The sequence below is a fragment of the Catenovulum adriaticum genome, assembly GCF_026725475.1.
Classification (GTDB): domain Bacteria; phylum Pseudomonadota; class Gammaproteobacteria; order Enterobacterales; family Alteromonadaceae; genus Catenovulum; species Catenovulum adriaticum.
In genome coordinates, this window is record NZ_CP109965.1 from 1,060,893 (window position 1) to 1,086,219 (window position 25,327).

At 38.5% G+C, this 25,327-nt stretch carries 26 protein-coding genes; 19 read left to right on the plus strand and 7 right to left on the minus strand.

The window, feature by feature from the left end; all coding sequences use genetic code 11:
- Genes OLW01_RS04785 through OLW01_RS04795 form a run of 3 tightly spaced genes read right to left on the minus strand, consistent with a single transcriptional unit; the run spans position 1 to position 2,199 of the window.
- Positions 1-324, minus strand: a complete 324-nt coding sequence (locus tag OLW01_RS04785) for a hypothetical protein (RefSeq protein WP_268075591.1) — start codon at positions 322-324, stop codon at positions 1-3.
- Positions 325-371: 47 nt separating this feature from the next.
- Positions 372-971 carry a peptidylprolyl isomerase gene (locus OLW01_RS04790; RefSeq protein ID WP_268075592.1) on the minus strand — a complete coding sequence of 200 codons (600 nt, stop codon included), beginning with the start codon at positions 969-971 and terminating at the stop codon, positions 372-374.
- Positions 972-1,026: 55 nt separating this feature from the next.
- The gene (locus tag OLW01_RS04795) at positions 1,027-2,199 is read right to left on the minus strand and encodes a methyltransferase (RefSeq protein WP_268075593.1); all 1,173 of its coding nucleotides are present in this window, start codon (positions 2,197-2,199) and stop codon (positions 1,027-1,029) included.
- Positions 2,200-2,278: 79 nt separating this feature from the next.
- Between OLW01_RS04795 and OLW01_RS04800 the strand changes: the two genes are divergently transcribed.
- The 14 genes from OLW01_RS04800 (at position 2,279) to nqrM (ending at position 14,969) form a co-directional block, all read left to right on the plus strand.
- Positions 2,279-2,875: an alpha-ketoglutarate-dependent dioxygenase AlkB family protein gene (locus OLW01_RS04800; protein ID WP_268075594.1), complete on the plus strand. Its 597-nt coding sequence runs from the start codon at positions 2,279-2,281 to the stop codon at positions 2,873-2,875.
- A gap of 22 nt (positions 2,876-2,897) precedes the next feature.
- Positions 2,898-3,221 carry a BolA family protein gene (locus OLW01_RS04805; protein ID WP_268075595.1) on the plus strand — a complete coding sequence of 108 codons (324 nt, stop codon included), beginning with the start codon at positions 2,898-2,900 and terminating at the stop codon, positions 3,219-3,221.
- A gap of 17 nt (positions 3,222-3,238) precedes the next feature.
- Positions 3,239-3,802 carry a TRAP transporter small permease subunit gene (locus OLW01_RS04810; RefSeq protein WP_268075596.1) on the plus strand — a complete coding sequence of 188 codons (564 nt, stop codon included), beginning with the start codon at positions 3,239-3,241 and terminating at the stop codon, positions 3,800-3,802.
- Position 3,803: 1 nt separating this feature from the next.
- Positions 3,804-5,177: a TRAP transporter large permease gene (locus tag OLW01_RS04815; protein WP_268075597.1), complete on the plus strand. Its 1,374-nt coding sequence runs from the start codon at positions 3,804-3,806 to the stop codon at positions 5,175-5,177.
- 56 nt (positions 5,178-5,233) lie between these two features.
- Positions 5,234-6,340, plus strand: a complete 1,107-nt coding sequence (locus OLW01_RS04820; protein ID WP_268075598.1) for a TRAP transporter substrate-binding protein — start codon at positions 5,234-5,236, stop codon at positions 6,338-6,340.
- 79 nt (positions 6,341-6,419) lie between these two features.
- On the plus strand, positions 6,420-7,604 hold the full coding sequence (fabV, locus tag OLW01_RS04825; RefSeq protein ID WP_268075599.1) for an enoyl-ACP reductase FabV: 1,185 nt from the start codon (positions 6,420-6,422) through the stop codon (positions 7,602-7,604).
- A 286-nt stretch (positions 7,605-7,890) separates the two neighbouring features.
- Positions 7,891-9,225: a Na(+)-translocating NADH-quinone reductase subunit A gene (locus OLW01_RS04830; protein ID WP_268075600.1), complete on the plus strand. Its 1,335-nt coding sequence runs from the start codon at positions 7,891-7,893 to the stop codon at positions 9,223-9,225.
- Positions 9,226-9,227: 2 nt separating this feature from the next.
- Positions 9,228-10,433 (plus strand): NADH:ubiquinone reductase (Na(+)-transporting) subunit B, encoded by a 1,206-nt coding sequence (locus OLW01_RS04835; protein ID WP_268075601.1) that lies wholly within the window; start codon positions 9,228-9,230, stop codon positions 10,431-10,433.
- Positions 10,426-11,205 (plus strand): Na(+)-translocating NADH-quinone reductase subunit C, encoded by a 780-nt coding sequence (locus OLW01_RS04840; RefSeq protein WP_268075602.1) that lies wholly within the window; start codon positions 10,426-10,428, stop codon positions 11,203-11,205. Before OLW01_RS04835 ends, OLW01_RS04840 begins: the two co-directional genes overlap by 8 nt.
- Before the next feature lie 2 nt (positions 11,206-11,207).
- Positions 11,208-11,834, plus strand: coding sequence for an NADH:ubiquinone reductase (Na(+)-transporting) subunit D (locus OLW01_RS04845; RefSeq protein WP_268075603.1), 627 nt, complete (start codon positions 11,208-11,210; stop codon positions 11,832-11,834).
- Between the two features lie 9 nt (positions 11,835-11,843).
- A complete protein-coding gene (gene nqrE / locus OLW01_RS04850; protein WP_268075604.1) occupies positions 11,844-12,452 on the plus strand; it encodes an NADH:ubiquinone reductase (Na(+)-transporting) subunit E in 609 nt (202 codons plus the stop codon).
- A 26-nt stretch (positions 12,453-12,478) separates the two neighbouring features.
- Positions 12,479-13,705 (plus strand): NADH:ubiquinone reductase (Na(+)-transporting) subunit F, encoded by a 1,227-nt coding sequence (nqrF, locus tag OLW01_RS04855; RefSeq protein ID WP_268075605.1) that lies wholly within the window; start codon positions 12,479-12,481, stop codon positions 13,703-13,705.
- 14 nt (positions 13,706-13,719) lie between these two features.
- Positions 13,720-14,736: an FAD:protein FMN transferase gene (locus OLW01_RS04860; RefSeq protein ID WP_428980174.1), complete on the plus strand. Its 1,017-nt coding sequence runs from the start codon at positions 13,720-13,722 to the stop codon at positions 14,734-14,736.
- Between the two features lie 8 nt (positions 14,737-14,744).
- A complete protein-coding gene (nqrM, locus tag OLW01_RS04865; protein ID WP_268075606.1) occupies positions 14,745-14,969 on the plus strand; it encodes a (Na+)-NQR maturation NqrM in 225 nt (74 codons plus the stop codon).
- A 192-nt stretch (positions 14,970-15,161) separates the two neighbouring features.
- On the opposite strand, the gene OLW01_RS04870 is transcribed toward nqrM, so the two are convergent.
- Positions 15,162-15,953, minus strand: coding sequence for an AraC family transcriptional regulator (locus OLW01_RS04870; protein ID WP_268075607.1), 792 nt, complete (start codon positions 15,951-15,953; stop codon positions 15,162-15,164).
- Between the two features lie 162 nt (positions 15,954-16,115).
- Here OLW01_RS04870 and OLW01_RS04875 point away from each other — a divergent pair, with 162 nt between their 5' ends.
- The gene (locus tag OLW01_RS04875; RefSeq protein WP_268076151.1) at positions 16,116-17,267 is read left to right on the plus strand and encodes an MFS transporter; all 1,152 of its coding nucleotides are present in this window, start codon (positions 16,116-16,118) and stop codon (positions 17,265-17,267) included.
- 289 nt (positions 17,268-17,556) lie between these two features.
- Positions 17,557-18,810: a DNA recombination protein RmuC gene (locus OLW01_RS04880; protein ID WP_268075608.1), complete on the plus strand. Its 1,254-nt coding sequence runs from the start codon at positions 17,557-17,559 to the stop codon at positions 18,808-18,810.
- A gap of 154 nt (positions 18,811-18,964) precedes the next feature.
- On the opposite strand, the gene OLW01_RS04885 is transcribed toward OLW01_RS04880, so the two are convergent.
- Both OLW01_RS04885 and OLW01_RS04890 read right to left on the minus strand, forming a co-directional pair.
- On the minus strand, positions 18,965-20,245 hold the full coding sequence (locus tag OLW01_RS04885) for an ammonium transporter (RefSeq protein ID WP_268075609.1): 1,281 nt from the start codon (positions 20,243-20,245) through the stop codon (positions 18,965-18,967).
- Positions 20,246-20,297: 52 nt separating this feature from the next.
- Positions 20,298-20,636, minus strand: coding sequence for a P-II family nitrogen regulator (locus tag OLW01_RS04890; protein WP_268075610.1), 339 nt, complete (start codon positions 20,634-20,636; stop codon positions 20,298-20,300).
- Positions 20,637-20,942: 306 nt separating this feature from the next.
- Between OLW01_RS04890 and acs the strand changes: the two genes are divergently transcribed.
- Positions 20,943-22,883, plus strand: coding sequence for an acetate--CoA ligase (gene acs, locus OLW01_RS04895; RefSeq protein ID WP_268075611.1), 1,941 nt, complete (start codon positions 20,943-20,945; stop codon positions 22,881-22,883).
- A gap of 131 nt (positions 22,884-23,014) precedes the next feature.
- Here acs and OLW01_RS04900 read toward each other — a convergent pair whose 3' ends face one another.
- Complete coding sequence (locus OLW01_RS04900) at positions 23,015-23,707, minus strand: hypothetical protein (protein ID WP_268075612.1); 693 nt, start codon at positions 23,705-23,707, stop codon at positions 23,015-23,017.
- Between the two features lie 454 nt (positions 23,708-24,161).
- On the opposite strand from OLW01_RS04900, the gene OLW01_RS04905 reads away from it, so the two are divergent.
- Together OLW01_RS04905 and OLW01_RS04910 are read left to right on the plus strand one after the other, a co-directional pair.
- Positions 24,162-24,803, plus strand: coding sequence for an MOSC domain-containing protein (locus tag OLW01_RS04905; RefSeq protein ID WP_268075613.1), 642 nt, complete (start codon positions 24,162-24,164; stop codon positions 24,801-24,803).
- Positions 24,804-25,024: 221 nt separating this feature from the next.
- Positions 25,025-25,315, plus strand: coding sequence for a co-chaperone GroES (locus tag OLW01_RS04910; RefSeq protein ID WP_268075614.1), 291 nt, complete (start codon positions 25,025-25,027; stop codon positions 25,313-25,315).
- Positions 25,316-25,327: the final 12 nt, after the last annotated feature.

The window sequence follows — 25,327 nt, forward strand, 5'->3', positions numbered from 1 at the left end:
TTAGGGCCGAATGCCAACGCAATCCATCGGAAAACTGCCATCGCCATTAATATAATTTGAACAAATATTAAGTTCGTCATTAAGCAAAGTATCATGCAGCAAAGTATCTTGTGGCCAAAAACTGATTTGATGAATTAGATGCCAAAATACACGCTCTTTCGCTGAGTAGGGGTCATTTACTGATACTGTTACTTGAGTCCACTCTTCAAAGGTATCCCAAATAAAAATATCAAGCTCGGCATATTCAATACTGTGCGATAAAAAAGCGCGCACATAAAATGCAAGTTGCTTTGATTTAAGATCAATAAATTGAGTTACTCTCACAGTTAGGCCCGTTCAATGAATCTTATATTATCTAGTATAGACAGCAATTAAGGACGTGGTAGTAAAGTCATTTCATTTATTGTGATTTGTTTTACAGGAACGTCGGCCGCACCAAAGGTTTCGTTAAAATTAGTTTCCACTTTTGCAATAGCTTCAACAACAGCTTCCCCCTCTAATACAATGCCAAATACGCAATAACCCCAGTTTCTACCTGGGTCTAAGTTTTGATTATCTGCTAAATTAAAATAAAACTGACGAGCGGCTGAGTGTGGGTCATTCATTCGCGCCATAGCAATAGTCATTCGGTCATTTGTTAGCCCGTTACCACTTTCATTAAAAATAGGCTCACGTTTTTTTAGCTCTTCATAATTTTTATCATAACCGCCGCTTTGGGCGATAAATCCATCAATTACTCGATGAAATACAGTGCCGTTATAATCTCCATTAACCACATATTCGATAAAGTTAGCCACAGTTATAGGTGCTTTTCGACGGTTTAGTTCAACTACAATGTCGCCCATGCTAGTGCTAATTTTAACACTAGGGTACAAATTTGAATCTTGAGTATCGGGTTTTGCAAGCGCACTAAATTGGCTAAAAATAAAAGTAATGGCAATTAAAAGTAATTTAGGAAACTGATATTTCATGGCGAGCCTCGCTGATTTTTTGGTGAAAATATTTTTTAGCCGTCGGTTTTACGGTTCATTTTGTGGCTTTAATAATAACAAATTTTTGGTTAGATGCGACAATTGAACACTGGCCAAATAAATCGGTTAGTGTTTTATGGTAGCCAAGGTGCCGATTACCCACAATGATTAATTCACCGGTTGGTTTTAAGACGCGAAGCGCATCACTAAACATTTGCTGTGCGATATGAGTCGTTATTGTGTGTTGCTGATGAAAAGGCGGGTTACATATGATTAAATCGGCAGACTCGTCTGCTTGTTCAGATAAGCAGTCTTGCCAGACAAATTGACAGTTTGAATAATAGTCAGGGTGATTTTTTAGCACATTTTTTTCAGCTGATTCAATTGCTTGGAAAGATTCATCTGAAAATATTAATCGACTAGGTTGCTGCTCTATTAAATGTAAGCCAAGTACACCATTACCACAGGCTAAATCTATTACCGTTTTGTCTTTTGCCAAAGGTAAGTGTGTAAGCATAAAAGCCGCGCCAATATCTAAACTAGACCGAGAAAATACATTTGCTGCATTTGTAATTTGTAAACCTGTCTCAGTTTGCCAGTTAAGCCACGGGGTAAATGAAGAGTAGGGCGATTTCTGTTTTTGCTGCGCGTTAATGGTTCTGGCTTTTTTTTCAGCTAGGCTGACATTAACTTGGTTAAAGTAGCGGTTAAATAACTTAACAACTGATTTGTTAACATGATTGGCTTTTGCACTAGCGATTACTTGGCAGTGTTCAGGGGCGTTTTGATGTAGGTAAGCCAAGATACCTTCAAGATAATCTAGATTTTTGGGAATTTTGATTAAAACTAAATCAAGTGAATTTAATTCGGCTAAATTATTTTTAAACTGCTGAGAAACAGAGGCGCATTGATTATTTTTCAAATTTTCTATGGTAGCAAGTCGGCCAATTTTTGAATCTTGATAAATATCAAGGTTATAATCTGATAATAAGCAGCAGATGGCTCCAAACTGATCGTTAATAATGGCTAGATTTTTAGGCGCATCATCAATTGCTAATATTTTATCAGCCGTTTTTGCTAACAGAATATCAGCATTATCCCATGCTTGAAGCGGTGAATGAACTGCCTGCTTTGGGTAGCGCCAAAGCGTTAGTTCTGATTTTGATAAACGGCTTGGGAGCCCGTCCAATTGAAGTTGGTGATTATTTTGTGGAAGATTATTTTGCACAAGTCATATTCAAGCTGATTTTAAGTGGCTATAGTCTACTGGCTCTGGCCGATAATAAAAGAGGTCTTATCTATTTTCGATGACAAAATTAATTCAGCCCCAAAGTTTTTCACTTAACAACGCCGAGTTATATTATTTCGAATCTTTATTTGAAACTTCAGTGGCGATGCAATGGTATCAAACGCTTTATCAGGAATTAAATTGGCGTCAGGAAGAGTTAGTGGTGTACGGGAAAACGCATTTAATTCCGCGAATGCAAGCTTTGTATGGCGAACCCGGATTAAGTTACCAATATTCAAAACGACGATTTTCAATAACACCCTGGACTCAAAATTTATTACAACTTAAACACTGTATTGAGCAAGCAAGTGGCGCACAATTTAATTGTGTATTGGCGAATTTATATCGCAATGGTCAAGACTGTATGGGCTGGCATGCAGATAATGAAGCTGAATTGGGACCTAACCCTGTGATTGCCTCACTGAGTTTAGGGACAAAACGTAGTTTTAAATTAAAGCATAGATTAACAAATGAAGTATTTTCATTAGAATTAGAATCAGGCAGTTTGTTAATTATGGCAGGCACAACGCAAGAATTCTGGTATCATTCGTTGCCCAAACGCGCTCGAATAGATCAAGGGCGTATAAATTTAACTTTTCGGTACCTACACGCTTAACAGGAAAGATAAAGACACTTATATGAACGAAACACATCAAACCATTATTGATAAATTATCAGCTAGTTTTTCACCCATTGTTTTAGATGTTCAAAATGAAAGCCACATGCATAGTGGTGATGCGCAAGATTCACATTTTAAAGTGATTATTGTTAGCGATGAATTTGACGGAAAAAGGTTATTAGCGCGCCATCGCTTAGTCAATGCTTGTTTGGCGGATGAATTAGCTGGTCCGGTGCATGCGTTGGCAATTCATACTTACACTCAAGACGATTGGAAAACCGCTCAAGATCAAGTTCCATTATCACCTAATTGTATGGGCGGCAGCAAAAAAGAAGTCAATTAATTTTAACTTATTATTAAATGGAATCATTGTCATTGATGCTCAATTTACTCGCAGCAAAAATAGATGCTTTTTCAGAAGCCCTTGGCAAAATACTTGGCTGGCTTGCGGTTGCTGTTGTTATATTAATGACAAGCACTGTATTGCTTAGATACGGATTTAATTTAGGCTCAATTGCATTGCAAGAATCGGTTATCTATTTACATGCGATTGTTTTGCTATTTGGCGCTGGATTCACCTTAAAACATAATGAGCACGTTCGGGTAGATCTGTTTTACGCAAAATTTTCTGCGGTTAAAAAAGCCTGGGTTAATTTACTTGGCGGTTTGCTTTTACTTTTGCCCGTTAACATTTTTATTATTACGATGAGTTGGTCTTTTGTGATGGATAGCTGGACTATTATGGAATCGTCTAGCGAATCAGGGGGGTTAGCTTTTTTATATTTGCTTAAAACCTGTATTCCTGTGTTTGCGGTGTTATTAATGCTGCAAGGGATAAGTGAAATGATTAAAGCATGGCAAACCATTGCAACTGCTAAATCGTTATCACCTGCTGTTTCTGCTTCAGAAAAAGGCGAGGGATAAAATGGAATATTTATCTTTGCTAATGTTTGTTTTTGTTTGCTGTGTTTTATTAACAGGCTATCCGGTTGCTTTAGCTTTATCGGGTACTGCGCTGTTATTTTCGTTAATTGGTTATTTGCTTGGCGTTTTTGAACCTGCTTTTTTGTATGCTTTGCCAAGCCGAATATTTGGTATTTTGCATAATCAAACCTTGCTCGCTGTTCCTTTGTTTGTGTTTATGGGCATTACGTTAGAACGCTCTAAGGTAGCGGAAGATTTATTAACTTCGATTTCGCAGTTATTTAGCCGTTTTAGAGGTGGTTTAGCCTTTGCGGTTATTTTAGTTGGCGCTATGTTAGCCGCAAGTACTGGGATTGTTGGCGCAACTGTGGTCACCATGGGGCTTTTATCTTTGCCCGCTATGCTTAAACAAAAATATTCGCCTTCATTGGCTTGTGGCACTATTTGCGCGGTAGGCACCTTAGGGCAGATTATTCCACCGTCTATTGCTTTGGTTTTATTAGGTGATGTGATCTCTAACGCTTATCAGCAATCGCAATTAAAGCAGGGTATTTTTTCGCCTGAAACGGTTTCTGTTGGTGACTTATTTGTTGGGGCGATAGGTCCTGGCATATTATTAGTACTCTTATATGTGGTTTATATTTTATTTACGGCTTGGCGTAACCCTGAAGCGATGCCTAAGTTTGAAATAAATGATGATCAGCCAAAACCCACAACAGTTGAACTAATTAAAGCTTTGGTTGCGCCTTTATCGCTTATTTTTGTGGTGTTGGGCTCTATTTTATTTGGTTTTGCAACACCAACCGAAGCTGCAGGTGTCGGCGCGTTTGGGGCTATGATTTTAGCGGCAATGAAAAAACAGTTATTTTCTCAATTAGCTTATACAGGTCAGTCCAGTGTAAGAGTCACCAGTATGGTATTTTTGATTCTAATTGGTGCTTCTATTTTTTCATTGGTATTTAGAGGGTTAGGCGGCGAAGAGCTAATACATTCTTTGTTTGATAACTTGCCGGGCGGCGTATTTACGGCCTGCTTGTTAGTTATGTTAATCATTTTTTTGCTTGGCTTTATTTTAGACTTTATTGAAATTACTTTTGTGGTGGTGCCTATTGTTGCGCCTGTGTTGTTAAGTATGGGGCTAGATCCGATTTGGTTAGGGATTATGATTGCACTTAATTTACAAACGTCTTTTTTAACGCCTCCATTTGGTTTTGCCTTGTTTTATTTAAGAGGGGTTGCGCCCAGCACAATTAAAACCCCGGATATATATAAAGGCGTAATGCCTTTTATTGCTATTCAGTTAGGTGTATTGATTATTTTGGCTATATGGCCCGGATTATCAACTTGGCTGCCAGCGCAAGTATATCAACCATAAATTAGATTAACCGACATTGTATCTACTATAAATTAATCATACATTGAGTGTTTACCATGCAAACAATAATTAAAATGATGACCGCTTTATCACTGGCGTTAGCGTTAACCGCTTGTTCAGAAGACAAAGTTAATCAGTCAGAGTTGAGAGAGTCTTTCAAACCAGTTACATGGAAAATGGTCACAACCTGGCCTAAGAATTTTCCGGGGTTAGGAACAGTACCTGAGCAATTTGCTAAAGATGTGGCAGTGATGTCAGCTGGCCGTTTAAATATTAAAATTTATGGCGCAGGTGAAATGGTGCCAGCGTTGCAAATTTTTGATGCTGTTAAAAGTGGCGCGGCTCAAATGGGCCATGGCGCGGCTTATTATTGGAAAGGAAAAATTCCAGCGGCTCAATTTTTTACAGCGCTACCTTTTGGAATGAATGCACAAGAGATGAATAGCTGGTTTTACTACGGTGGTGGTAATGAGCTATGGCGTGAACTTTATGAACCATTTGGGCTAATTCCGTTGCCGGGTGGCAACACTGGCGTGCAAATGGCAGGTTGGTTTCGTAAAGAGATTAATTCATTAGATGATTTAAAAGGTTTAAAAATGCGGATCCCGGGCTTGGCGGGCGATGTTATATCTAAACTTGGCGCCATTCCGGTTTCGTTACCTGGTGGTGAAATTTTTAGTTCAATGCAAAGTGGCGCTATTGATGCGACCGATTGGGTTGGCCCGTACAACGATCAAGCATTTGGTCTATATAAAGTCGCGCCATACTACTATGCTACAGCTTGGCAAGAAGCGGGCGCTGCAATGGAATTTATTATTAATGAAGAAGCGATGAATGCCTTGCCAAAAGATTTACAACGAATAGTAAAAGTGGCAGCTGAAAAAACCAATGCAAATATGTTGGCGTTATACACGGCTAAAAACAACCAAGCTTTACAAACGTTAATTAATGATCATCAAGTTCAGGTTAAACAGTTTCCGCAAGATGTGATAAAGGGTTTAAAACAAGCAAGTCAAGAAGTGATTGCAGATTTAGTTGCAACCGATCCACAAACCGCTAAAATTTATCAATCTTATAAGTCATTTTTAACTCGCTCTGCAAAATATCACGAGTTAACCGAATTAAATTATTACCAAAATCGTCAAGGCGTAGAGTGGCCATAAATTACTATTTATGGTTGCAACTTAACTGCGTTAACAACAACAGATAATTCATTTATCAGATATTTATAGGACTTAAATTATGGTCATTAAGCCAAAAGTTCGTGGCTTTATTTGCACAAACGCCCATCCAAAAGGGTGTGCCGCAAGTGTTCAACGTCAAATTGAATTTGTTAAACAACAACCTAAGCTAGACAATGCACCTAAAAATGTATTAGTGATAGGCTCATCAACTGGTTATGGTTTAGCTTCACGTATTATGGCAGCCTTTAACGGCGGTGCTAAAACCTTAGGCGTGTTTTTTGAAAAGCCAGCAACTGAAAAACGAACCGGTTCTGCAGGCTGGTATAACTCAGCTGCATTTCAAGCTGCGGCAGAAGCTGAAGGTTTATGGGCTGATAATATTAATGGTGATGCATTTTCAGATGAGTGCAAAGCGCAAACCATTGAAAAAATCAAAGCCGAAATGGGTAAAATTGATTTAGTTGTTTATAGCTTGGCTTCACCTCGTCGTAAACATCCCAAAACAGGTGAACTGATTTCGTCAACGCTTAAGCCAATTGAAAAAGCATACACAGCTAAAAATTTAAACACTGATAAATTAGTGATTGAAGACGTTACCATTGAACCTGCTAATCAAGAAGAAATTGATAGCACTGTGGCTGTTATGGGTGGCGAAGATTGGGAAATGTGGATTGATGCATTAAAGCAAGCCGACGTGCTAGCCGATGGTGTTAAAACGGTTGCGTACACCTATTTAGGTGATAAATTAACTTGGCCTATATATGGTGATGCCACCATAGGTAAAGCAAAAGAAGATTTATATCAAACCAGTGTCAAACTAAACGAAACGTTAGCTAACTACAAAGGCGAAGCATCAATTGGTGTATTAAAAGCCTTAGTGACTCAAGCTAGCTCTGCTATTCCTATTATGCCGCTATACATTTCATTACTTTATAAAATAATGAAAGAAGAGGGCACTCACGAAGGTTGTATTGAACAGGCGTACCGTTTGTTTGCTCAAGGTTTGTATTCTAATGAGCCGTTACAAGATCCTGAAGGTCGTTACCGTATGGACTTACCTGAGCTTAAACCTGAAACTCAAGCAAAAATTGAAGCTTTATGGCCTCAAGTAACCAGTGACAATATTTTTGAATTAACGGATTACAAATCATATAACGAAGATTTCTTGAAACTCTTTGGCTTTGGATTTGAAGAAGTTGATTATGAGCAAGATGTTAACCCAATTGTTGATTTTGATGCTTAATAAACAGGCCGACATTTAATGTCGGCCTTTTTGTTTTATTTTTGCACAATTAGGCTCAGTAGATTAAATATCTATGCATGAAATAAGAGTTTTTTGCTCTATTCTGGTTCATTTATAGATTTTTCGTAGATACGAGTCCCAAAACAATGTTAAAATCCACGGGTTAAATATAAGCGTGGTGAATACGAATTATTTTTTCATTTTTTGCCGATATATAAGTGCGAAAAATGAGGCAACACTTTCTTTATTTTTTTCGTTTTAAACCTTAAAACTAAGTGCAATGAGTATGATAACTATCAAGAAAGGCTTGGATGTTCCAGTTTCTGGCACACCACAACAAGCAATATCTAGCGGCAAAGCCGTAACTAAAGTTGCTATCCTTGGTGAAGAATACATCGGCATGCGCCCTACAATGCACGTTCGTGTAGACGACGTTGTAAAAAAAGGGCAGGTTCTTTTTGTAGATAAAAAGAATCCCGGTGTTAAATTTACTGCACCAGCTGCAGGGATAGTTAAAGAAGTCAATCGTGGGGCTAAACGTGTATTGCAATCCGTTGTGATTGAAGTACAAGGTAATGAAGAGATTACTTTTGATAAAGTAGCATCTTCAGAGTTAGCTAACTTAGAGCGCCAAAAAGTAGTCGACACTTTAGTCGAATCTGGTTTATGGACAGCTTTAAGAACTCGCCCATTCAGTAAAGTAGCTGCTATCGATTCGACCCCATCTTCAATTTTTGTCACTGCGATGGACACCAATCCACTTGCAGCCAATCCTGAAGTGATTATTGGTGAACAAGAGCAAGCCTTCAAAGATGGTTTAGCTTTGTTATCAAAATTAGCGGGTAAAGTATTTTTATGTAAAGCACCAGGCGCTAAAATTCCTGAAGCCGCTAACGTAGATGTACAAGAATTCGCAGGCGGCCATCCAGCAGGCTTAGTGGGTACACATATTCACTTCTTAGATCCTGTCAGCATGGAAAAATCAGTTTGGCACATTGGGTATCAAGACGTAATTGCTTTTGGTTTGTTGTTTACAACAGGTCAATTAAGCACTGAACGAGTGATTGCCTTAGCGGGTCCTTCTGTTAAAAATCCACGTTTAATTAAAACCGTAGTGGGTGCTTCAATTGAAGAGCTAACTGCTGGTGAATTAGCCGATGGCGAACAACGTGTGATTTCTGGTTCTGTATTAGCTGGCTTTAAAGCCAATGGTCCGCATGCTTATGTAGGTCGTTATACTAGTTTAGTATCAGTATTGCCTGAAGGCCGAGAAAAAGAATTGTTTGGCTGGGTAATGCCGGGTTCAGATATGTTCTCTGTGACACGTGCGTACTTATCGCATTTAAGTCCTAAAAAGTTATTTAACTTTACAACCACTACTCGTGGTTCGGACCGAGCTATGGTGCCAATTGGCAACTATGAGCGTGTTATGCCTTTAGATATTTTACCGACTTTATTATTACGTGATTTAATTGCGGGTGATTTAGATTCGGCGCAGGCATTAGGTTGCTTGGAATTAGACGAAGAAGATTTAGCTTTATGTACCTTCGTTTGTCCGGGTAAGTACGAGTATGGTTCGATCTTGCGTGATCGTTTAACGCAAATCGAGAAGGAGGGCTAATTATGGGCTTAAAGTCATATTTAGAAAAAATTGAACCTCAATTCGAAGCCGGCGGTAAATACGAAAAGTTCTATGCTTTATATGAAGCAGCTGCAACTATTTTTTATACCCCAGGTTTAGTAACTAAAGGTGCAACTCACGTACGTGATAGTATCGATTTAAAACGTATCATGATTTTAGTTTGGATGATGACATTTCCAGCTATGTTTTATGGTATGTATAATGTTGGTTTACAAGCTGATATGGCACTAGATGCCGGCGGCGCTTTAGCTGAAGGCTGGAGAACTGACTTATTTACCGCGCTTGGTGGTCAACTAGGTGCTGAATCAACCGGTTGGGGCAGCATGATGCTCTACGGTGCTATGTTCTTCTTACCAATTTATGCGGTCACTTTTATTGTGGGCGGTTTTTGGGAAGTTTTATTCGCATCAATCCGTAAACATGAAGTTAACGAAGGTTTCTTTGTTACCTCTGTATTATTCGCACTTATTTTGCCTGCAACCATTCCATTATGGCAAGTTGCTTTAGGTATTACATTTGGTGTCGTTATTGGTAAAGAAGTTTTTGGTGGTACAGGCCGTAACTTCTTAAACCCTGCATTAGCGGGTCGTGCCTTTTTATTCTTTGCTTATCCTGCTCAAATTTCAGGTGATGCGGTTTGGGTTGCAGCTGATGGTTTTACCGGCGCAACTTTATTAAGCCAAGCTTACACGGGTAGCTTAGATTACGGTATTACGGCTCAGTGGTGGGACGCTTTTTACGGTAACATCGCAGGTTCTGTTGGTGAAGTATCTACCTTAATGATTTTGATTGGCGGTTTAGCGTTAATCTATTTCCGTATCGCGTCATGGAGAATCGTCGCTGGTACACTAGCTGGTTTAGTTATTTTCAGTACGATGTTTAACTTAATTGGTAGTGATAGCAACCCGTTATTTGCAATGCCTTGGTATTGGCATTTAGTGGTAGGTGGTTTTGCATTTGGTATGATGTTTATGGCAACCGATCCTGTATCTGCTTCATTTACGAACCAAGGTAAATTTGCTTACGGTATTTTAATTGGCTTTATGGTGGTTATGATCCGTGTTGTTAACCCAGCATACCCAGAAGGTATGATGTTAGCTATCTTATTTGCCAACGTATTCGCGCCATTATTTGACCACTTTGTTGTGCAAGCAAACATCAAGCGGAGGTTAGCACGTAATGTCTAAAGGAAATGATTCAATCAGCAAAACGTTGACGGTTGTTATTTTATTATGTTTAGTTTGCGCGATAATCGTTGCGGGTACTGCGGTATCTTTAAAACCTAAACAGGCCGAAAACCGAGTATTAGATAAACAAAAAAATATTTTAGTTGCTGCTAATTTATTACCGGATAATGCAACACCAGATGTGATTCAACAAACTTATCAAAATTTAATTACGGCTAAAGTTGTTGATTTAGATACCGGTGAATATGTTGAAGATATTGATGCATCAAACTTTGATCAGCGTGCTCGTTCAAAAGATCCTGAGCATTCAATCAATTTAACCGGTGAGCAAGATGTTGCCAGTATTAAACGTCGTTCAAATAAAGCTTTAGTTTATTTAGCAAAAGATGATTCAGGCGAATTTTTAAGCTACATTTTACCCGTACATGGTTATGGTTTATGGTCAACTATGTATGCGTTTGTAGCGGTTAAGCCTGATGCTAATACTATTATCAACTTAAACTATTATGAGCAAGGTGAAACACCCGGCTTAGGTGCTGAAATTGAAAATCCTAAATGGAAATCAATTTGGGTTGGTAAAGAAATTTACAACGACGATGGTGAAATGGCAATTAAGATCATTAAAGGTGAAGCGCCGAAAGAGTCAAAGCATAAAGTTGATGGCTTATCAGGTGCAACATTAACCGGTAATGGTGTTCAATACACATTTGATTTTTGGATGGGTGAGTTAGGCTTTAAAACTTATCTTGAAAAACAGCGTCAAGGAGCATAAACATGGCCTTTTCTAAAGAAACTAAAGAGGTTTTATTTGGCCCGATTTTCGCGAATAACCCAATTGCTCTGCAAATTTTGGGTGTTTGTTCTGCGTTAGCGGTTACCAGTAAAATGGAAACGACAGCGGTAATGTGTATAGCACTTACCTTGGTTACTGCGTTTTCAAGTTTATTTATCTCTATAATCCGTAATCACATTCCTTCTAGTGTGCGTATTATTGTTCAAATGACAATCATTGCTTCACTCGTAATCGTGGTTGACCAAATCTTAAAAGCATATGCTTACGATATCGCAAAACAGTTATCTGTTTTTGTTGGTTTGATTATTACCAACTGTATTGTAATGGGTCGTGCTGAAGCTTACGCAATGAAGAGTCCACCATTTATGAGTTTCTTAGATGGTATTGGTAACGGTTTAGGTTATAGCTTTGTGTTATTAACTGTTGGCGTTATCCGTGAATTATTTGGTTCTGGCAGCTTATTTGGCTTTGAAATTTTACCACTAGTTTCAAACGGTGGTTGGTATCAACCTATGGGCTTGTTATTAATGCCACCAAGTGCATTCTTCATTATTGGCGGATTTATCTGGGTTTTACGTACTTTCCGTAAAGAACAGATAGAGAAGTAAGAGGACGTTATGGAACATTATATTAGTTTGTTTGTCCGTGCGGTTTTTATTGAAAACTTAGCATTATCTTTCTTCTTAGGTATGTGTACCTTCTTGGCGGTATCTAAGAAAGTAACAACTGCATTTGGTTTAGGTGTTGCAGTTATTGTAGTACTAGGTATTGCGGTACCTGTTAACCAAGTGGTTTATTCAAACCTATTAGCACCCGGTGCATTAGCTTGGGCTGGTTTCCCAGATGCTGACTTAAGCTTCTTAAAATTCTTAACCTTTATCGGTGTAATTGCGGCATTGGTACAAATCTTAGAAATGTCTTTAGATAAGTACTTTCCAGCTTTATACAACGCATTAGGTATTTTCTTACCATTGATTACAGTTAACTGTGCAATCTTTGGTGGTGTTGCCTTCATGGTTGAGAAAAACTATAACTTCAGCGAAAGTGTGGTCTTTGGTATTGGTAGTGGTGTCGGTTGGGCACTTGCTATTACTGCACTTGCAGCTGTTCGTGAAAAGTTAAAGTATGCTGATATTCCACATGGCTTACGTGGTTTAGGGATTACCTTTATCTCAGTTGGCCTGATTGGTTTAGGCTTTATGTCATTCTCTGGCGTGTCGCTGTAAATCCAGAGCAATTAGAGGAATAAACCGTGCAAGAAATTATTTTAGGCGTAGGTATGTTTACCGCAATGGTGTTAGCGCTTGTTGCTATCATCTTGTTTGCCAAATCAAAATTAGTCAGTAGTGGCGATGTCACTATTTTGATCAATGATGATCCAGACAAAGCAATTACCGCTAAGCCAGGCGATAAATTATTAGGCGCTTTAGCAAATGCGGGTATTTTTGTTTCATCTGCTTGTGGTGGCGGCGGCTCTTGTGGCCAATGCCGTGTTGATGTGAAAGACGGCGGTGGGGATATTTTACCAACCGAACTTGATCACATTACTAAAGGTGAAGCGCGCGAAGGCTGTCGTTTGTCTTGCCAAGTGTCAATTAAAAACGATATGAAAATTGAGCTTGAAGAAGAAATCTTTGGGATTAAAAAGTGGGAATGTGAAGTTATTTCTAACGATAACAAAGCTACTTTCATCAAAGAACTTAAGCTACAAATTCCTGATGGTGAATCTGTTCCTTTCCGTGCAGGTGGTTATATTCAAATTGAAGCGCCAGCTCACCACGTTAAATATGCAGATTTTGATATTCCTGACGAATATCGTCCTGACTGGGAGCGTTTTGGTTTCTTCAAGTTAGAATCTAAAGTTGACGATGAAACGATCCGTGCGTATTCAATGGCTAATTACCCTGAAGAAGAGGGTATTATTATGCTTAACGTTCGTATCGCGACTCCGCCGCCAAATAACTTGTCATTACCTTGCGGTATCATGTCTTCTTATATTTGGAGCTTGAAAGAAGGTGATAAAGTGACAATTTCTGGTCCGTTTGGTGAATTCTTCGCTAAAGAAACAGATGCTGAAATGGTCTTTGTTGGTGGTGGTGCTGGTATGGCGCCAATGCGTTCACATATTTTTGACCAATTACGTCGATTAAAATCAAAACGTAAAATGTCATTCTGGTATGGTGCGCGTTCAAGCCGCGAAATGTTCTATGTTGAAGATTTCGATATGCTTGCAGAAGAAAACGATAATTTTGAATGGCATGTTGCTTTAAGTGATCCACAACCAGAAGATAACTGGGAAGGTTACACAGGCTTCATCCACACAGTGTTATATGATAATTATCTTAAAGATCACGAAGCGCCAGAAGATTGTGAGTTCTACATGTGTGGTCCTCCAATGATGAATAGCGCAGTTATCAACTTGTTGAAAGACTTAGGTGTTGAAGATGAAAACATCTTGCTTGATGACTTTGGTGGTTAATCGGATTTCTTTGAATGAAGATGTTTAATAAAATATGGCTAGCGCTTATTGCGCTGGCCTTTTTTGTTTCTTGTACGAAGCAAAATGAATTCGAAACGCTTGCATTGCAAGGTCGAACCATGGGCACAACTTATCATGTCACGCTCGTTGGTAAATCTAATCAAATCGATAAAACTCAGCTTCAAGCTGATATAGACGCCATTTTAGTTGATGTAAATAACAAAATGTCGACTTATCAGTCAGATTCTGAACTCAGTTTGTTCAACCAAAATACGTCTACTGATGCTGTGGCTTTATCTGCTGAGACCGCCAAAGTGATTAGCAAAGCAATAGATATTGGAATGCAAACGCATGGCGCGTTAGATGTTACGGTTGGCCCATTGGTTAATCTTTGGGGCTTTGGGCCTGATGGTCGGCCTAATAAAGTACCTTCAGACAGCAAAGTTGAATCTATCAAAACACATATTGGGTTAGACAAATTAACTTATGATCAAGGTCATTTAACCAAATCTGATCCCAAGGTCTATGTAGATTTATCGGCAATTGCTAAAGGTTTTGGTGTGGATCAAGTGGCTGATCATTTAGAGTCAGTGGGTGTTGCTGATTACTTGGTGGAAATCGGCGGTGAGATGCGCTTAAAAGGCCAAAAGCTAAACGGTGAAAATTGGCGTATTGCGATTGAAAAGCCAGAAAGTTTTGATCGTGCAGTTCAACAGGTGATTGAACCGGGTGATAACGCATTGGCGACGTCAGGTGATTATCGTAATTATTTTGAGCAAGACGGTGTGCGCTTTTCGCATACCATTGATCCAACCACATTTAAGCCGATTAATCATAAATTAGTTTCAGTTTCAGTTATTACCTCAACTTGTATGGAAGCAGATGGACTGGCAACTGCACTTAACGTTATGGGCCCGGAAAAAGCATTTGATTTTGCAAAAATGCATGATCTTGCGGTATATCTGGTGGTAAAATCTGATACAGGCTTTGATGTATTATACACAGAGCAATTTAAACCTTATATGAAGTGAGCTTTATCATGACAACTATTTTATTAGCATTTGGTATTTTTTTAATTGTTGTTGTTGCTATGTCAGTTGGTTTTTTGGTTCAGAAAAAATCAATCTCGGGTAGTTGTGGGGGCTTAGGGGCAATAGGTGTTGAAAAAGCCTGCGACTGTGATAACCCATGCGACAGACGTAAAGCTAAGCTGGAAAAAGAAGCGAAAAAGCAGCAAATGCTTAATGAAAACCGAATTATTTAACTAAGTTTTTTCAGTTATTTTTAGTTTAAAAGCCTGATGTTTATCAGGCTTTTTACGTTTTAAACGAAAATTATTTAGATTAGCCCAATTCACACTATAATGAGTTGCTGTAAATTAGTTCAGCGAAGCATATTTATTAAACCGAGTTGAGGTGATGTACACTAAAGTAATAAAACTTAAAAATGGTAAAGCTTAATGATTAATTTGCGCGATATATTTTTTAGGTGACAGCCCAAGCGCTTTTTTAAACATGGTTATAAAAGCGCTGACAGAGTCGTAGCCTAAGCTATCTGATATTTGTTGCACACTGTATTTTTGCTCAAGCTTTTGCAATGCAATAATGATATGCATTTGGCTACGCCATTTACCAAAGCTCATGCCTGTTTCTTTTTTAATTAGCCGCGCTAATGTTCGTTCACCTATCGCAAGCTCTGTCGCCCATTGTGTTAAGGTTTTTCGGTTATCTGGCTTGTACCAAAGCTGTTTAGCCATTAATTGAATTAGTGGGTGTTTAGATTGCGGAAAGTTAAACCTTTGTACAGGCATTTCTAACAATAAATCAAAAATGACTTGAGCAATGCGGTCAGTTGAACTGTTAGCTTGATAATGTTGATTTAAACTGGCGAAATGGCAAATCAGTTCTTTCACAACCGGAGTAATAGCAATAGTGCAGGTTTTATTGGGTAAACCATGCAGATCAGGTTGAATATATACATGACATAAATTTGCATGCACGGGCGTTCGGTTGGTATGAATTGTCTTAGCTGGAATCCAAATTGCGTTATTGGTGGGCACCATCCACAAATTTGAATCTACCTCACAAGTAACATATCCGCCCAGCACAACAATCAATTGCCCTTTGGTATGGGAGTGTAAAGGCAATTCGGTTTCATATTGGTTTCGCTCAGCTTTGGCAACGAGCGGTTGAGGCATGTTTTCAAAGTGCTGTAAGTCACCCCAATTTAAATAATAATCTAAGACCATTTGTCTGTATTTAGTGATTTAATGTCATTATTTCTAAATTATAAGGCTTTAACTTATTTTATAATAGCAGATTGTTTTTACGCGTATTTATTTTAGAGGTCGACTTTGCAACAAACCCAAAGCCAATCCCCAGCTCAATTAAAATCGAACACCATTAAAACCATGGTATTAGTGGTTGGGATAGTGCTGATTGCGACAACATTAAGAGCGCCAATCACCGGGATAGCACCCGTTTTAGAGCAGGTAATAGGCCACTTTAATTTAACTGCCTCACAAGCCGGTTTGTTAACTACTTTACCCCTTATTGCATTTGCGATTGCCTCTCCCTTAGCAGCGATGCTTGCAAAAAGGTTAGGCTTAGAAATATCGTTACTGATCGCGCTTATTTTTATTGGTTTAGGCTGTTTTTCACGCGTATTTAATTTTCAATCTGTATTATTTATTGGTACTGGTATTATTGGGGTAGGGATTGCGATTGGTAATGTTTTACTGCCTAGTTTAATTAAACGAGATTTTCCTCAAAAAGTGGCAATAATGACTTCTATTTATGTGCTTTCAATGGGGATAGTTGGCGGTGGTTTTTCGGCTTTAGTGATCCCATTGGCTGAATTTAATGAGTTTGGCTGGCAAATATCTTTAGCTTTGTTTTCAATAGTTGTCGTGATTGCCATTTTATTTTGGTTGCCTCAATTAAATCAAAAAACGCCGCCCACACAAAATTTAGTGCAAACCAAAGCAAATGCTAAAATATGGCATTATGCGCTTGCTTGGCAAGTGACCTTTTACTTGGGGTGCAACTCATTATTTACTTATATTATTGTGGGTTGGCTGCCTAGTATATTAATTGAAAGTGGACATTCTGCTGAGCAAGCAGGCGTTTTGCATGGCGTTTTTTTAATTGCGACCGCCGTACCCGGGTTAATTTTGGTCCCACTGCTGGCTAAATTAAAAGATCAACGTGCGCCTGCTGTGGGTATTGCTTTACTTGCAGCTATCAGTTCATTGAGTTTATTTTATTTTCCAAGTTTAGCTTTTTTATTTACCTTGATTGTTGGCTTTTGTTCAGGCGCTTGTTTTATTTTAGGTTTGTCTTTTATTAGTTACCGTACGCAAAATTCGCAACAAGCAGCTGCGTTATCTGGAATGGGGCAATGCTTTGGCTATTCACTCGCCGCGTTTGGTCCTATGTTGGCAGGCTTTTTACACACTCAAATTGGTGATTGGTCGGGCGCTGTTTGGTTATGTGCAGCGGGTAATTTGATTTGTGCAACCGTTGGTTTTTGGTGTGGCCGTAATACTCAGTTACCAGCTTAGTTGTTCAGGGCAAAATCATACTTGAATAATTTTCAGACAAAGATTAAAGGATGAGCCATAATTTTCGCAAAAATGCGGCAACTACATCGCTGTAAGCTTGAATTTTTCGTGATGAAAAATACATTTTGCTCTAACATAATGGCTCTCCTAGATACTACCTACCATATTTCAGAGTGTGATCTGCTTTATTTAGTTGTTGAGCTAGAGCATGAATAAAATCGGTTAATACTTTAATTATGATAAGATTATGCTACATTACCTGTAATTTTATACAGTTTGGTGTGGTCTTGTGTTTGCAGAATATAATTGGTTATTACTTGGCTTAATTGCTTGTGGTGTCGTTATTCAATTGTGGTTAGTATTATTACTGGTTAGTCAGCGCCGTCAGCTACAGCAATTGAACCTTGATAAAAATAATGCACAAAGCCAATTAACTGATTTACGTTTATCGCTGATGAACCAAACGCATGAGCAATTTAGTGCACTAGAGCAAAGACTAAATCAGCAACAAAGTAAACTGCAAGAGCAGCAACATCAGTCTCAACAAAGCGCCTCACGTAGCCACCTTGAATTACTTGATTTAATTAATCGCAATCATGCCGAGCATAGGCAAGAGCTGGCTAAAGCTGTGCACCAGCAAAGCGAAACAGTTTCCAAAAGATTGGGCGAGCTAGCTAATATTACCGAAAGCCGGCTTGATAAGTTATCGAATCGCGTTAACGAAAAATTGAGCGAAGGGTTTGAAAATACCGTTAAAACTTTTAATGATATTCTTAAGCGCTTAGCTTTGATTGATCAAGCTCAGCAGAAAATTTCAGAGCTATCTGGTAATGTTGTGAGTTTGCAAAATGTATTAACCGATAAACGCAGCCGTGGTGCGTTTGGTGAAGTTCAGTTATATAACTTAATTGAAAACACGTTAGCATCAGAGCAATTTGAAAAACAAGCTAAATTGTCCAACGGGCGTATTGCCGATTGCTTATTAAAGTTGCCAGAGCCGACTGGCAATATAGTGATAGATTCAAAATTTCCGCTTGAAAATTATCAACGTATGATGGCTGACGGCATATCAGAGATTGAACGAAAGGCGATTGAACGTCAATTTAAAGCTGACGTTAAAAAGCATGTGCAAGATATTGCTGAGCGTTACATTATTGAAAAAGAAACTTCAGACAGCGCAATTTTATTTTTACCTGCCGAAGCTGTTTTTGCTGAAATTCATGCTTACCATCCTGATATTGTTGAATTTGCTTGGCAAAGGCGCGTATGGTTAACCTCACCCACCACTTTAATGGCGATATTAACCACAGCTAAAGCGGTATTAAAAGACGAAGCGACTAGGCAGCAAGTTCATGTAATTCAGCAGCATTTAATTAAGCTATCGAGCGATTTTAATCGTTTTCAGGGGCGTTTCGATCAATTGGCAAGACATATAGATCAGGCCGCTAATGATGTGAAACAAATCCACACCTCAGCCAGCAAAATTACCAATCGATTCCAATCCATAGAACAAGTCAAACTCGATGAAATAGAGCAAACGTAGGCTAGATAGGCGCCGTGGGCGCGCATCTACGTTACTTTGGTTTTTATGCCAGCGTTTTTATTTCAGGTAGGCGCGAAGCTTGCTCGCGCGATAACAAAAAAGCCCCGTTTGGTTTTAACCAATCGGGGCTTTTAAATTAGGGTTGAGTGGTTAATTAAAGGTTATAACCGCGTTCTTCGTGGCTGGTAATATCCAAACCTTGAATTTCTTCGTCGCGTTCAACTCGAATACCCTTGGTAATCAGGCCTACAATTTTCAATAAAATAAAGCTAACGACAGCGGTATAAGCAAACGTCGCCCCAATGCCAATAAGTTGTACTTGTAGTTGTTCAGCAATGCTAGAGTTATCGCCGCCAAAACCATAGCCACTAAATATGCCTAACTCGGTTGAGCAGAAAATACCGGCTAAAAATGTACCTAAAATACCACCCACACCATGTACCGGAAATACATCTAACGAGTCATCAATTTTCCACTTTTGTTTAATTAAATTGGTGCAATAGAAACAAATTATGCCTGCCAATAAACCTATAATTAGCGCAGCTGCTGGACCAACGTAACCAGATGCCGGGGTAATTGTACCCAAGCCTGCTACCATACCAGTTACAACACCCAGTACAGATGGTTTACCATATTTAATCCATTCAATTACCATCCAAGTTAATGCACCAGTTGCAGCAGATATATGAGTAACTAGCATCGCCATAGCTGCATCGCCGTTAGCGGCAACTGCGCTACCGCCATTAAAGCCGAACCAACCAACCCATAACATACCCGCACCACCCATAGTCATTGTTAAATTATGCGGGATCATGGATGCTGTTCCATAACCGTTACGGTTTTTAATGACTAAAGCGGCTACTAATGCGGCTACACCTGCGGTGATATGTACCACTGTACCGCCCGCAAAATCTAACATACCCATTTCTGCCAGCCATCCGCCGCCCCATACCCAGTGACAAACTGGCAGGTAAACTAGCACTAACCATGCGGAGCAAAATAATAAAACCGAAGAAAATTTCATTCGCTCAGCAAAACCACCCACAATAAGTGCTGGGGTAATAATGGCAAAGGTCATTTGAAACATAAAAAAGAGAGGTTCAGGTAAAGTGCCTGATAAGGAATCTTTAGTGACGCCATTTAAAAATGCTTTTGAAAAATCGCCAATAAAGCCATTGCCTTCGCCAAAAGCTAAGCTATAGCCAGCAATTAACCATATAAGTGAGGCGACACAGGCAATGGAAAAACATTGCATTAAAACCGACAGTACGTTTTTGCTGCGTACTAAGCCTGCATAAAAAAAGCATAGGCCGGGTAGTGTCATAAATAACACCAAAGCAGTTGAGGTTAAGATCCAAGCGGTATCGCCTGTATCTTGGGTATTTGCCAAACTAATGCTAGGCAATAATGCGAGTATTGTTAGTAAATAACGCATGGTTAGCTTCCTATATAGTGGTATTAATAAGTTTAGTTTTGAGGGTGGGTCATTAAATTGCGTCTTCGCCTTGCTCGCCTGTTCTTATTCGAACGGTTTGCTCAACGGGCGCTACAAAAATTTTGCCATCGCCAATTTTATGGGTGCGTGCTGTATTCACAATGGTGTCTATTACTGAATCGACATTTTGTGACTCAACCACAATTTCTATTTTTGTTTTTAATACAAACTCTACAGTGTATTCAGCGCCTCGGTATAACTCTAAATGTCCTTTTTGTCGGCCAAATCCTTTTACTTCCGTCACTGTCATCCCAGTTACATTGATTTCGCTTAGGGCACAGCGAACTTCATCTAGCTTATGGGGTTTGATGATAGCCGTAATTTTTTTCATTATTTAGATTAGTCCACTTTGTAACAAATTGGGGCAATTTTATGCTGAAAAATTCACCTTTCACCATAAAAGCGCGCATCATATCAGAAATATCACCAATGTGGATCCTTATGCACTAAAAAGTTAAAGTTGTTCGATAAATTGTTCTAAAACAATGCATTGCACTATTTTGGGGTCTTGTTTTGGTGCGTTTTTGGGAGGATATTCAGTATTTTTACTATCGACAAGTTTGCAATAAAAAAGTTAATATCATTTAACAATAATATTTATAAAAACTTAAGACTAGCAATTAGAAAAGGAGCTCCTATGTCAGAGTCAGTGTTTCCAGTAAGCCCATCAGTGGCTGAGAAAAGTTTGCTTACTAACGAGCAATATCAATCTTTATATCAAGAGTCTATCGACAACCCTGAACAATTTTGGGCAGAGCAAGCTAAGCGACTCAATTGGTTTACCCCTTTTGACAAAATAAAAAATACATCGTACCAACCCAATCAAGTCTCTATTAATTGGTTTGAAGGCGGTGAGCTAAATGCCAGTGTTAATTGTATTGATCGCCATTTGCCACAAAAAGCAAATCAAACGGCATTAATTTGGGAAGGGGATGAACCAACTCAAGACCAAAAAGTGACATATCAGCAATTGCATGATGAAGTCGCTAAATTAGCTAATGGATTACGCAAATTAGGGGTAGGCAAAGGTGACACTGTTGCGATTTATATGCCTATGATATGTGAAGCCGTTTATATTATGTTGGCTTGTGCACGTATTGGCGCGGTGCATTCAGTTATATTTGGTGGCTTTTCACCGAATGCTATTGCTGATCGTATTGTTAATTGCAATGCTAAATTGATTGTAACTGCTGATGAAGGCAAAAGAGGCGGGCGCTCGATTCCATTAAAGCAAAATGTAGATGAAGCGCTTGCCAGAAAAGATGTGACAACGATTGAACATTGTTTGGTATTTAAACATTTATCTAGCCAAATTAACTGGGATGATAAATTAGATATTTGGGCACACGAGCTCACACACGACATGCCTGCGGTTTGTGAACCTGAGGTGATGAAATCTGAAGATCCTTTATTTATCTTATATACGTCAGGCTCCACTGGTCAGCCTAAAGGTTTATTACATACCACGGCCGGTTATTTATTGTATTCAGCGCTAACCCACAAATATGTGTTTGATTATCAAGAAGGCGATATATATTGGTGTGGCGCTGATGTAGGTTGGATTACCGGACACAGTTATATTGTGTACGGGCCGCTAGCAAATGGTGCGACCCAAGTTATTTTTGAAGGTATTCCAACTTACCCAACCGCTTCCCGAATTGGCGACGTGGTCGATAAACACCAAGTGAATATTTTATATACAGCACCCACTGCAATCCGCGCCTTAATGGCGAAAGGCGACGAAGCTTATGCAACAAACAAACGGACTAGTTTACGCATTTTAGGGAGTGTAGGTGAACCTATTAATCCCGAAGCTTGGGAATGGTATTACAAAAATATTGGTAACAGCCAATGTCCTATTGTTGATACTTGGTGGCAAACTGAAACTGGCGGCATTATGATTACGCCACTGCCGGGTGCGACTGATTTAAAACCAGGCTCAGCCACTCGACCATTTTTTGGGATAAAACCTGCTTTAGTTAATAGTGACGGCCGTATATTAGAAGGTGAGGCAAGCGGTAATTTAGCAATACTAGATTCTTGGCCGGGTCAAGCCCGTACAATATATGGTGATCATGAGCGTTTTGAGCAAACATATTTCAGTACCTACAAAAATATGTACTTTACTGGCGACGGCGCAAGACGGGATAAAGATGGTTATTACTGGATCACTGGCCGAGTAGATGATGTATTAAATGTTTCTGGACACAGATTAGGCACAGCAGAAATTGAAAGCTCGTTAGTTGCACATACTTCAATTGCTGAAGCTGCTGTTGTTGGTTATCCGCATGATATTAAAGGCCAAGCGATATATGCGTATATTACCCCAGTTGAAGGGGTAGAAATGACAGACGAGCTTATTAAACAAATCCGAGACTGGGTTAAAACAGATTTAAGCCCAATTGCTTGTCCGGACAAAATACAGTGGGCACTTGGTTTACCTAAAACACGTTCCGGTAAAATTATGCGCCGTATATTACGTAAAATAGCAACAAATGAGCATGATCAATTAGGTGATACCAGTACTTTGGCTGATCCGAGTGTGGTTGATGACTTAATTAAAAACTGCAAAAACTAAATAGTTGAATTTAAACAAACTCGCGCATACACAATAAATAATTGCATCGACTAACATTAAATGCCTGCTTATGCAGGCATTTTTATATTCTAAACTAACATTCACCCGTTAAAGAGTAAGCTTTACTTGTTTTAGCTTGAATGCGGATCTTGATCGGGGTTTTCATTTAATACGGCAAGCATGAGTACCCAAAAACACAGCACTAAGTTAAATAGCATTATTTGTAAATCGGCAGGCATTAAATAAACAATAGAAACAGCCGGAATCCAAACCATCCAATTTGATAGCACCACAACAGGAATCACTTTGGTAAATAAATGCTTATTAATATGCAGCTGGGTTTGTTTTAAACTAAAGCTATTTTCCATCCAAAGATAAGCGATGCTAATGCTTGGAACCGCCCATAAAGCAGAATAAATAAACTGATCAACGGCGGTTTTTACAGCTATGGTGGCTAAATTATTTTCGTAACCAAATAAGTAGCCTTGTAGTTCATAAAAAAAACTGACCTCAACGCCTTTTATTCCCCAAAAAATCAGATAAAAAACACCAACAAGTCCAATCGATTGATTTTGCTTAAAGGATGAACTAAACCATAAATATAAAAATGGAATAAAACCGCCAAATAAAGCGGTTGAAATAAATACAAAAGCTATCCCATACGTTTGCCTTAACTCTGTTAGATGAGCAAAAAAATAATGAACTTGAGGCAAATAAAAATAGCTAAGCACAATTATGATAGCAAACAGTTGCAAAACCAGACCTGGTATTAAATTTTGTTTTAATGCATGTTTGATTTGGGCAGAAAAATGATGAGCAGACATAAACATAAATATTAAAATGAAAAAGGCGATTTTAGTTTAACTGCTAAGATAAATATCACAAAGTTTAATTTGGTTATAATATTTTATTATTGGCGTTTAATTATCATTATTTTTTTCCCAATTAATTAACACATAATCGCTGTGGATTAGCGCATAGTTTTAGCTTTAAAATGATCGATATAGCTTGGCTGTTACAAGCTAAAAAAAGCTGCTATGATAAATTTGTGCTTGAAAAATTAAATAACCTCAACTCGGTTTAATGAATATGTTTCAAACGGCCTTTTTTCACGGGGACTGCGTTAAATCCACTTGCAATAGGCTAGCTATTGACGCGTGAATTTGCCTTGCCCACGCAAGAAAATGCTCGTTAGAAACTATGCGTAGAGATAAGTTTATATAATCCAAATAGTTAGAATACACCTTAACCTGAATTAAGGTTAAATAGGAATTTATCATGCAGCTTTTATCTATTAATACGTCTAAAAAAAGAAACTTACCTTACGGCAAACGAGAAATAGAAACCGGAATTTTTAAAAAGCCTGTTGCTTCACCAGTCAGAGTCATGCCTGATCATATTGAAGGCGATGAGCAAGCTGATTTAAAAAATCATGGTGGTTTTAGCAAAGCGGTTTATGCCTATGGCTATCAGCATTATGAATATTGGCAAAATAAATTAAAGCGAGCAGCTTTGCCTTATGGCAGTTTTGGTGAAAATTTGACTATTTCTTTGTTAGATGAAAACGAGATACATATAGGCGACACTTTTAAATTAGGTGAAGCGGTTTTGTCAGTTACACAACCCAGAGTTCCGTGTTTTAAATTAGGGCTTAAATTTGAACTGGCCAATATGCCTAAATTGTTTTCTCAGTCTTTACGAACGGGCTTATATTTATCTGTGGTTGAAAGTGGTGACATTTCAGTTGGCGATCGGTTTGAATTAATTCATAAGCAGCAAAATAGCATTTCAATAAAAGACCTGTTTTATGCTTATTTTCATCAGGAAAAAACAGAATCCCTAGATACGCTAGAACAAGCCTTGCAAATAGAAGGTTTATCACCCGAATGGAAAGCCCAAATAGAACAATATTTAGGTTAGCCTAATAATAACTTATACGCAGCTTGTGATTATATAATGTTTAACAGGCTGCTGTTTTTTTAGCGATATAAAGTATAAAAAATTACAAAATTTTTTTTATTTTCCCCTTGTTTTGCATTCATACAACCCCATTTATCTTACATCTAAAAATTACCTGTTCAAAATGTACAGGTTTTTCTAACAACAATAGTGTTAATTAATTTCTCAGGAGAATGGAGAAGATGAATATTCGTCCTTTAAATGATCGCGTTATCGTAAAGCGTTTGGAAGTTGAAACTAAATCAGCTGGCGGTATCGTGTTAACAGGCAGTGCTGCAGAAAAGTCATCTAAAGGTGAAGTATTGGCTGTTGGTAACGGTCGCACTTTAGATAATGGTCAAGTTAAAGCGGTAGACGTGAAAGTTGGCGAAACAGTACTGTTTGGCAACTATATCGAAAAAGCTGAAAAAATTGACGGCGAAGAAGTATTAATTATGAAAGAAGAAAATATCTTAGGCGTAGTTGACGCTTAATTCTTTATTCAT

Coding starts and splice junctions, on each gene's coding strand:
- OLW01_RS04860 (WP_428980174.1), top strand. CDS start 13,720: ATGAAGATGTTTAATAAAATATGGCTAGCGCTTATTGCGCTGGCCTTT.
- OLW01_RS04805 (WP_268075595.1), top strand. CDS start 2,898: ATGAACGAAACACATCAAACCATTATTGATAAATTATCAGCTAGTTTT.
- OLW01_RS04790 (WP_268075592.1), bottom strand. CDS start 971: ATGAAATATCAGTTTCCTAAATTACTTTTAATTGCCATTACTTTTATT.
- OLW01_RS04905 (WP_268075613.1), top strand. CDS start 24,162: ATGCAGCTTTTATCTATTAATACGTCTAAAAAAAGAAACTTACCTTAC.
- OLW01_RS04810 (WP_268075596.1), top strand. CDS start 3,239: ATGGAATCATTGTCATTGATGCTCAATTTACTCGCAGCAAAAATAGAT.
- OLW01_RS04890 (WP_268075610.1), bottom strand. CDS start 20,636: ATGAAAAAAATTACGGCTATCATCAAACCCCATAAGCTAGATGAAGTT.
- OLW01_RS04900 (WP_268075612.1), bottom strand. CDS start 23,707: ATGTCTGCTCATCATTTTTCTGCCCAAATCAAACATGCATTAAAACAA.
- OLW01_RS04800 (WP_268075594.1), top strand. CDS start 2,279: ATGACAAAATTAATTCAGCCCCAAAGTTTTTCACTTAACAACGCCGAG.
- OLW01_RS04885 (WP_268075609.1), bottom strand. CDS start 20,245: ATGCGTTATTTACTAACAATACTCGCATTATTGCCTAGCATTAGTTTG.
- acs (WP_268075611.1), top strand. CDS start 20,943: ATGTCAGAGTCAGTGTTTCCAGTAAGCCCATCAGTGGCTGAGAAAAGT.
- OLW01_RS04910 (WP_268075614.1), top strand. CDS start 25,025: ATGAATATTCGTCCTTTAAATGATCGCGTTATCGTAAAGCGTTTGGAA.
- nqrE (WP_268075604.1), top strand. CDS start 11,844: ATGGAACATTATATTAGTTTGTTTGTCCGTGCGGTTTTTATTGAAAAC.
- OLW01_RS04835 (WP_268075601.1), top strand. CDS start 9,228: ATGGGCTTAAAGTCATATTTAGAAAAAATTGAACCTCAATTCGAAGCC.
- OLW01_RS04830 (WP_268075600.1), top strand. CDS start 7,891: ATGATAACTATCAAGAAAGGCTTGGATGTTCCAGTTTCTGGCACACCA.
- OLW01_RS04870 (WP_268075607.1), bottom strand. CDS start 15,953: ATGGTCTTAGATTATTATTTAAATTGGGGTGACTTACAGCACTTTGAA.
- OLW01_RS04840 (WP_268075602.1), top strand. CDS start 10,426: ATGTCTAAAGGAAATGATTCAATCAGCAAAACGTTGACGGTTGTTATT.
- nqrM (WP_268075606.1), top strand. CDS start 14,745: ATGACAACTATTTTATTAGCATTTGGTATTTTTTTAATTGTTGTTGTT.
- OLW01_RS04820 (WP_268075598.1), top strand. CDS start 5,234: ATGCAAACAATAATTAAAATGATGACCGCTTTATCACTGGCGTTAGCG.
- OLW01_RS04845 (WP_268075603.1), top strand. CDS start 11,208: ATGGCCTTTTCTAAAGAAACTAAAGAGGTTTTATTTGGCCCGATTTTC.
- fabV (WP_268075599.1), top strand. CDS start 6,420: ATGGTCATTAAGCCAAAAGTTCGTGGCTTTATTTGCACAAACGCCCAT.
- OLW01_RS04815 (WP_268075597.1), top strand. CDS start 3,804: ATGGAATATTTATCTTTGCTAATGTTTGTTTTTGTTTGCTGTGTTTTA.
- OLW01_RS04875 (WP_268076151.1), top strand. CDS start 16,116: ATGGTATTAGTGGTTGGGATAGTGCTGATTGCGACAACATTAAGAGCG.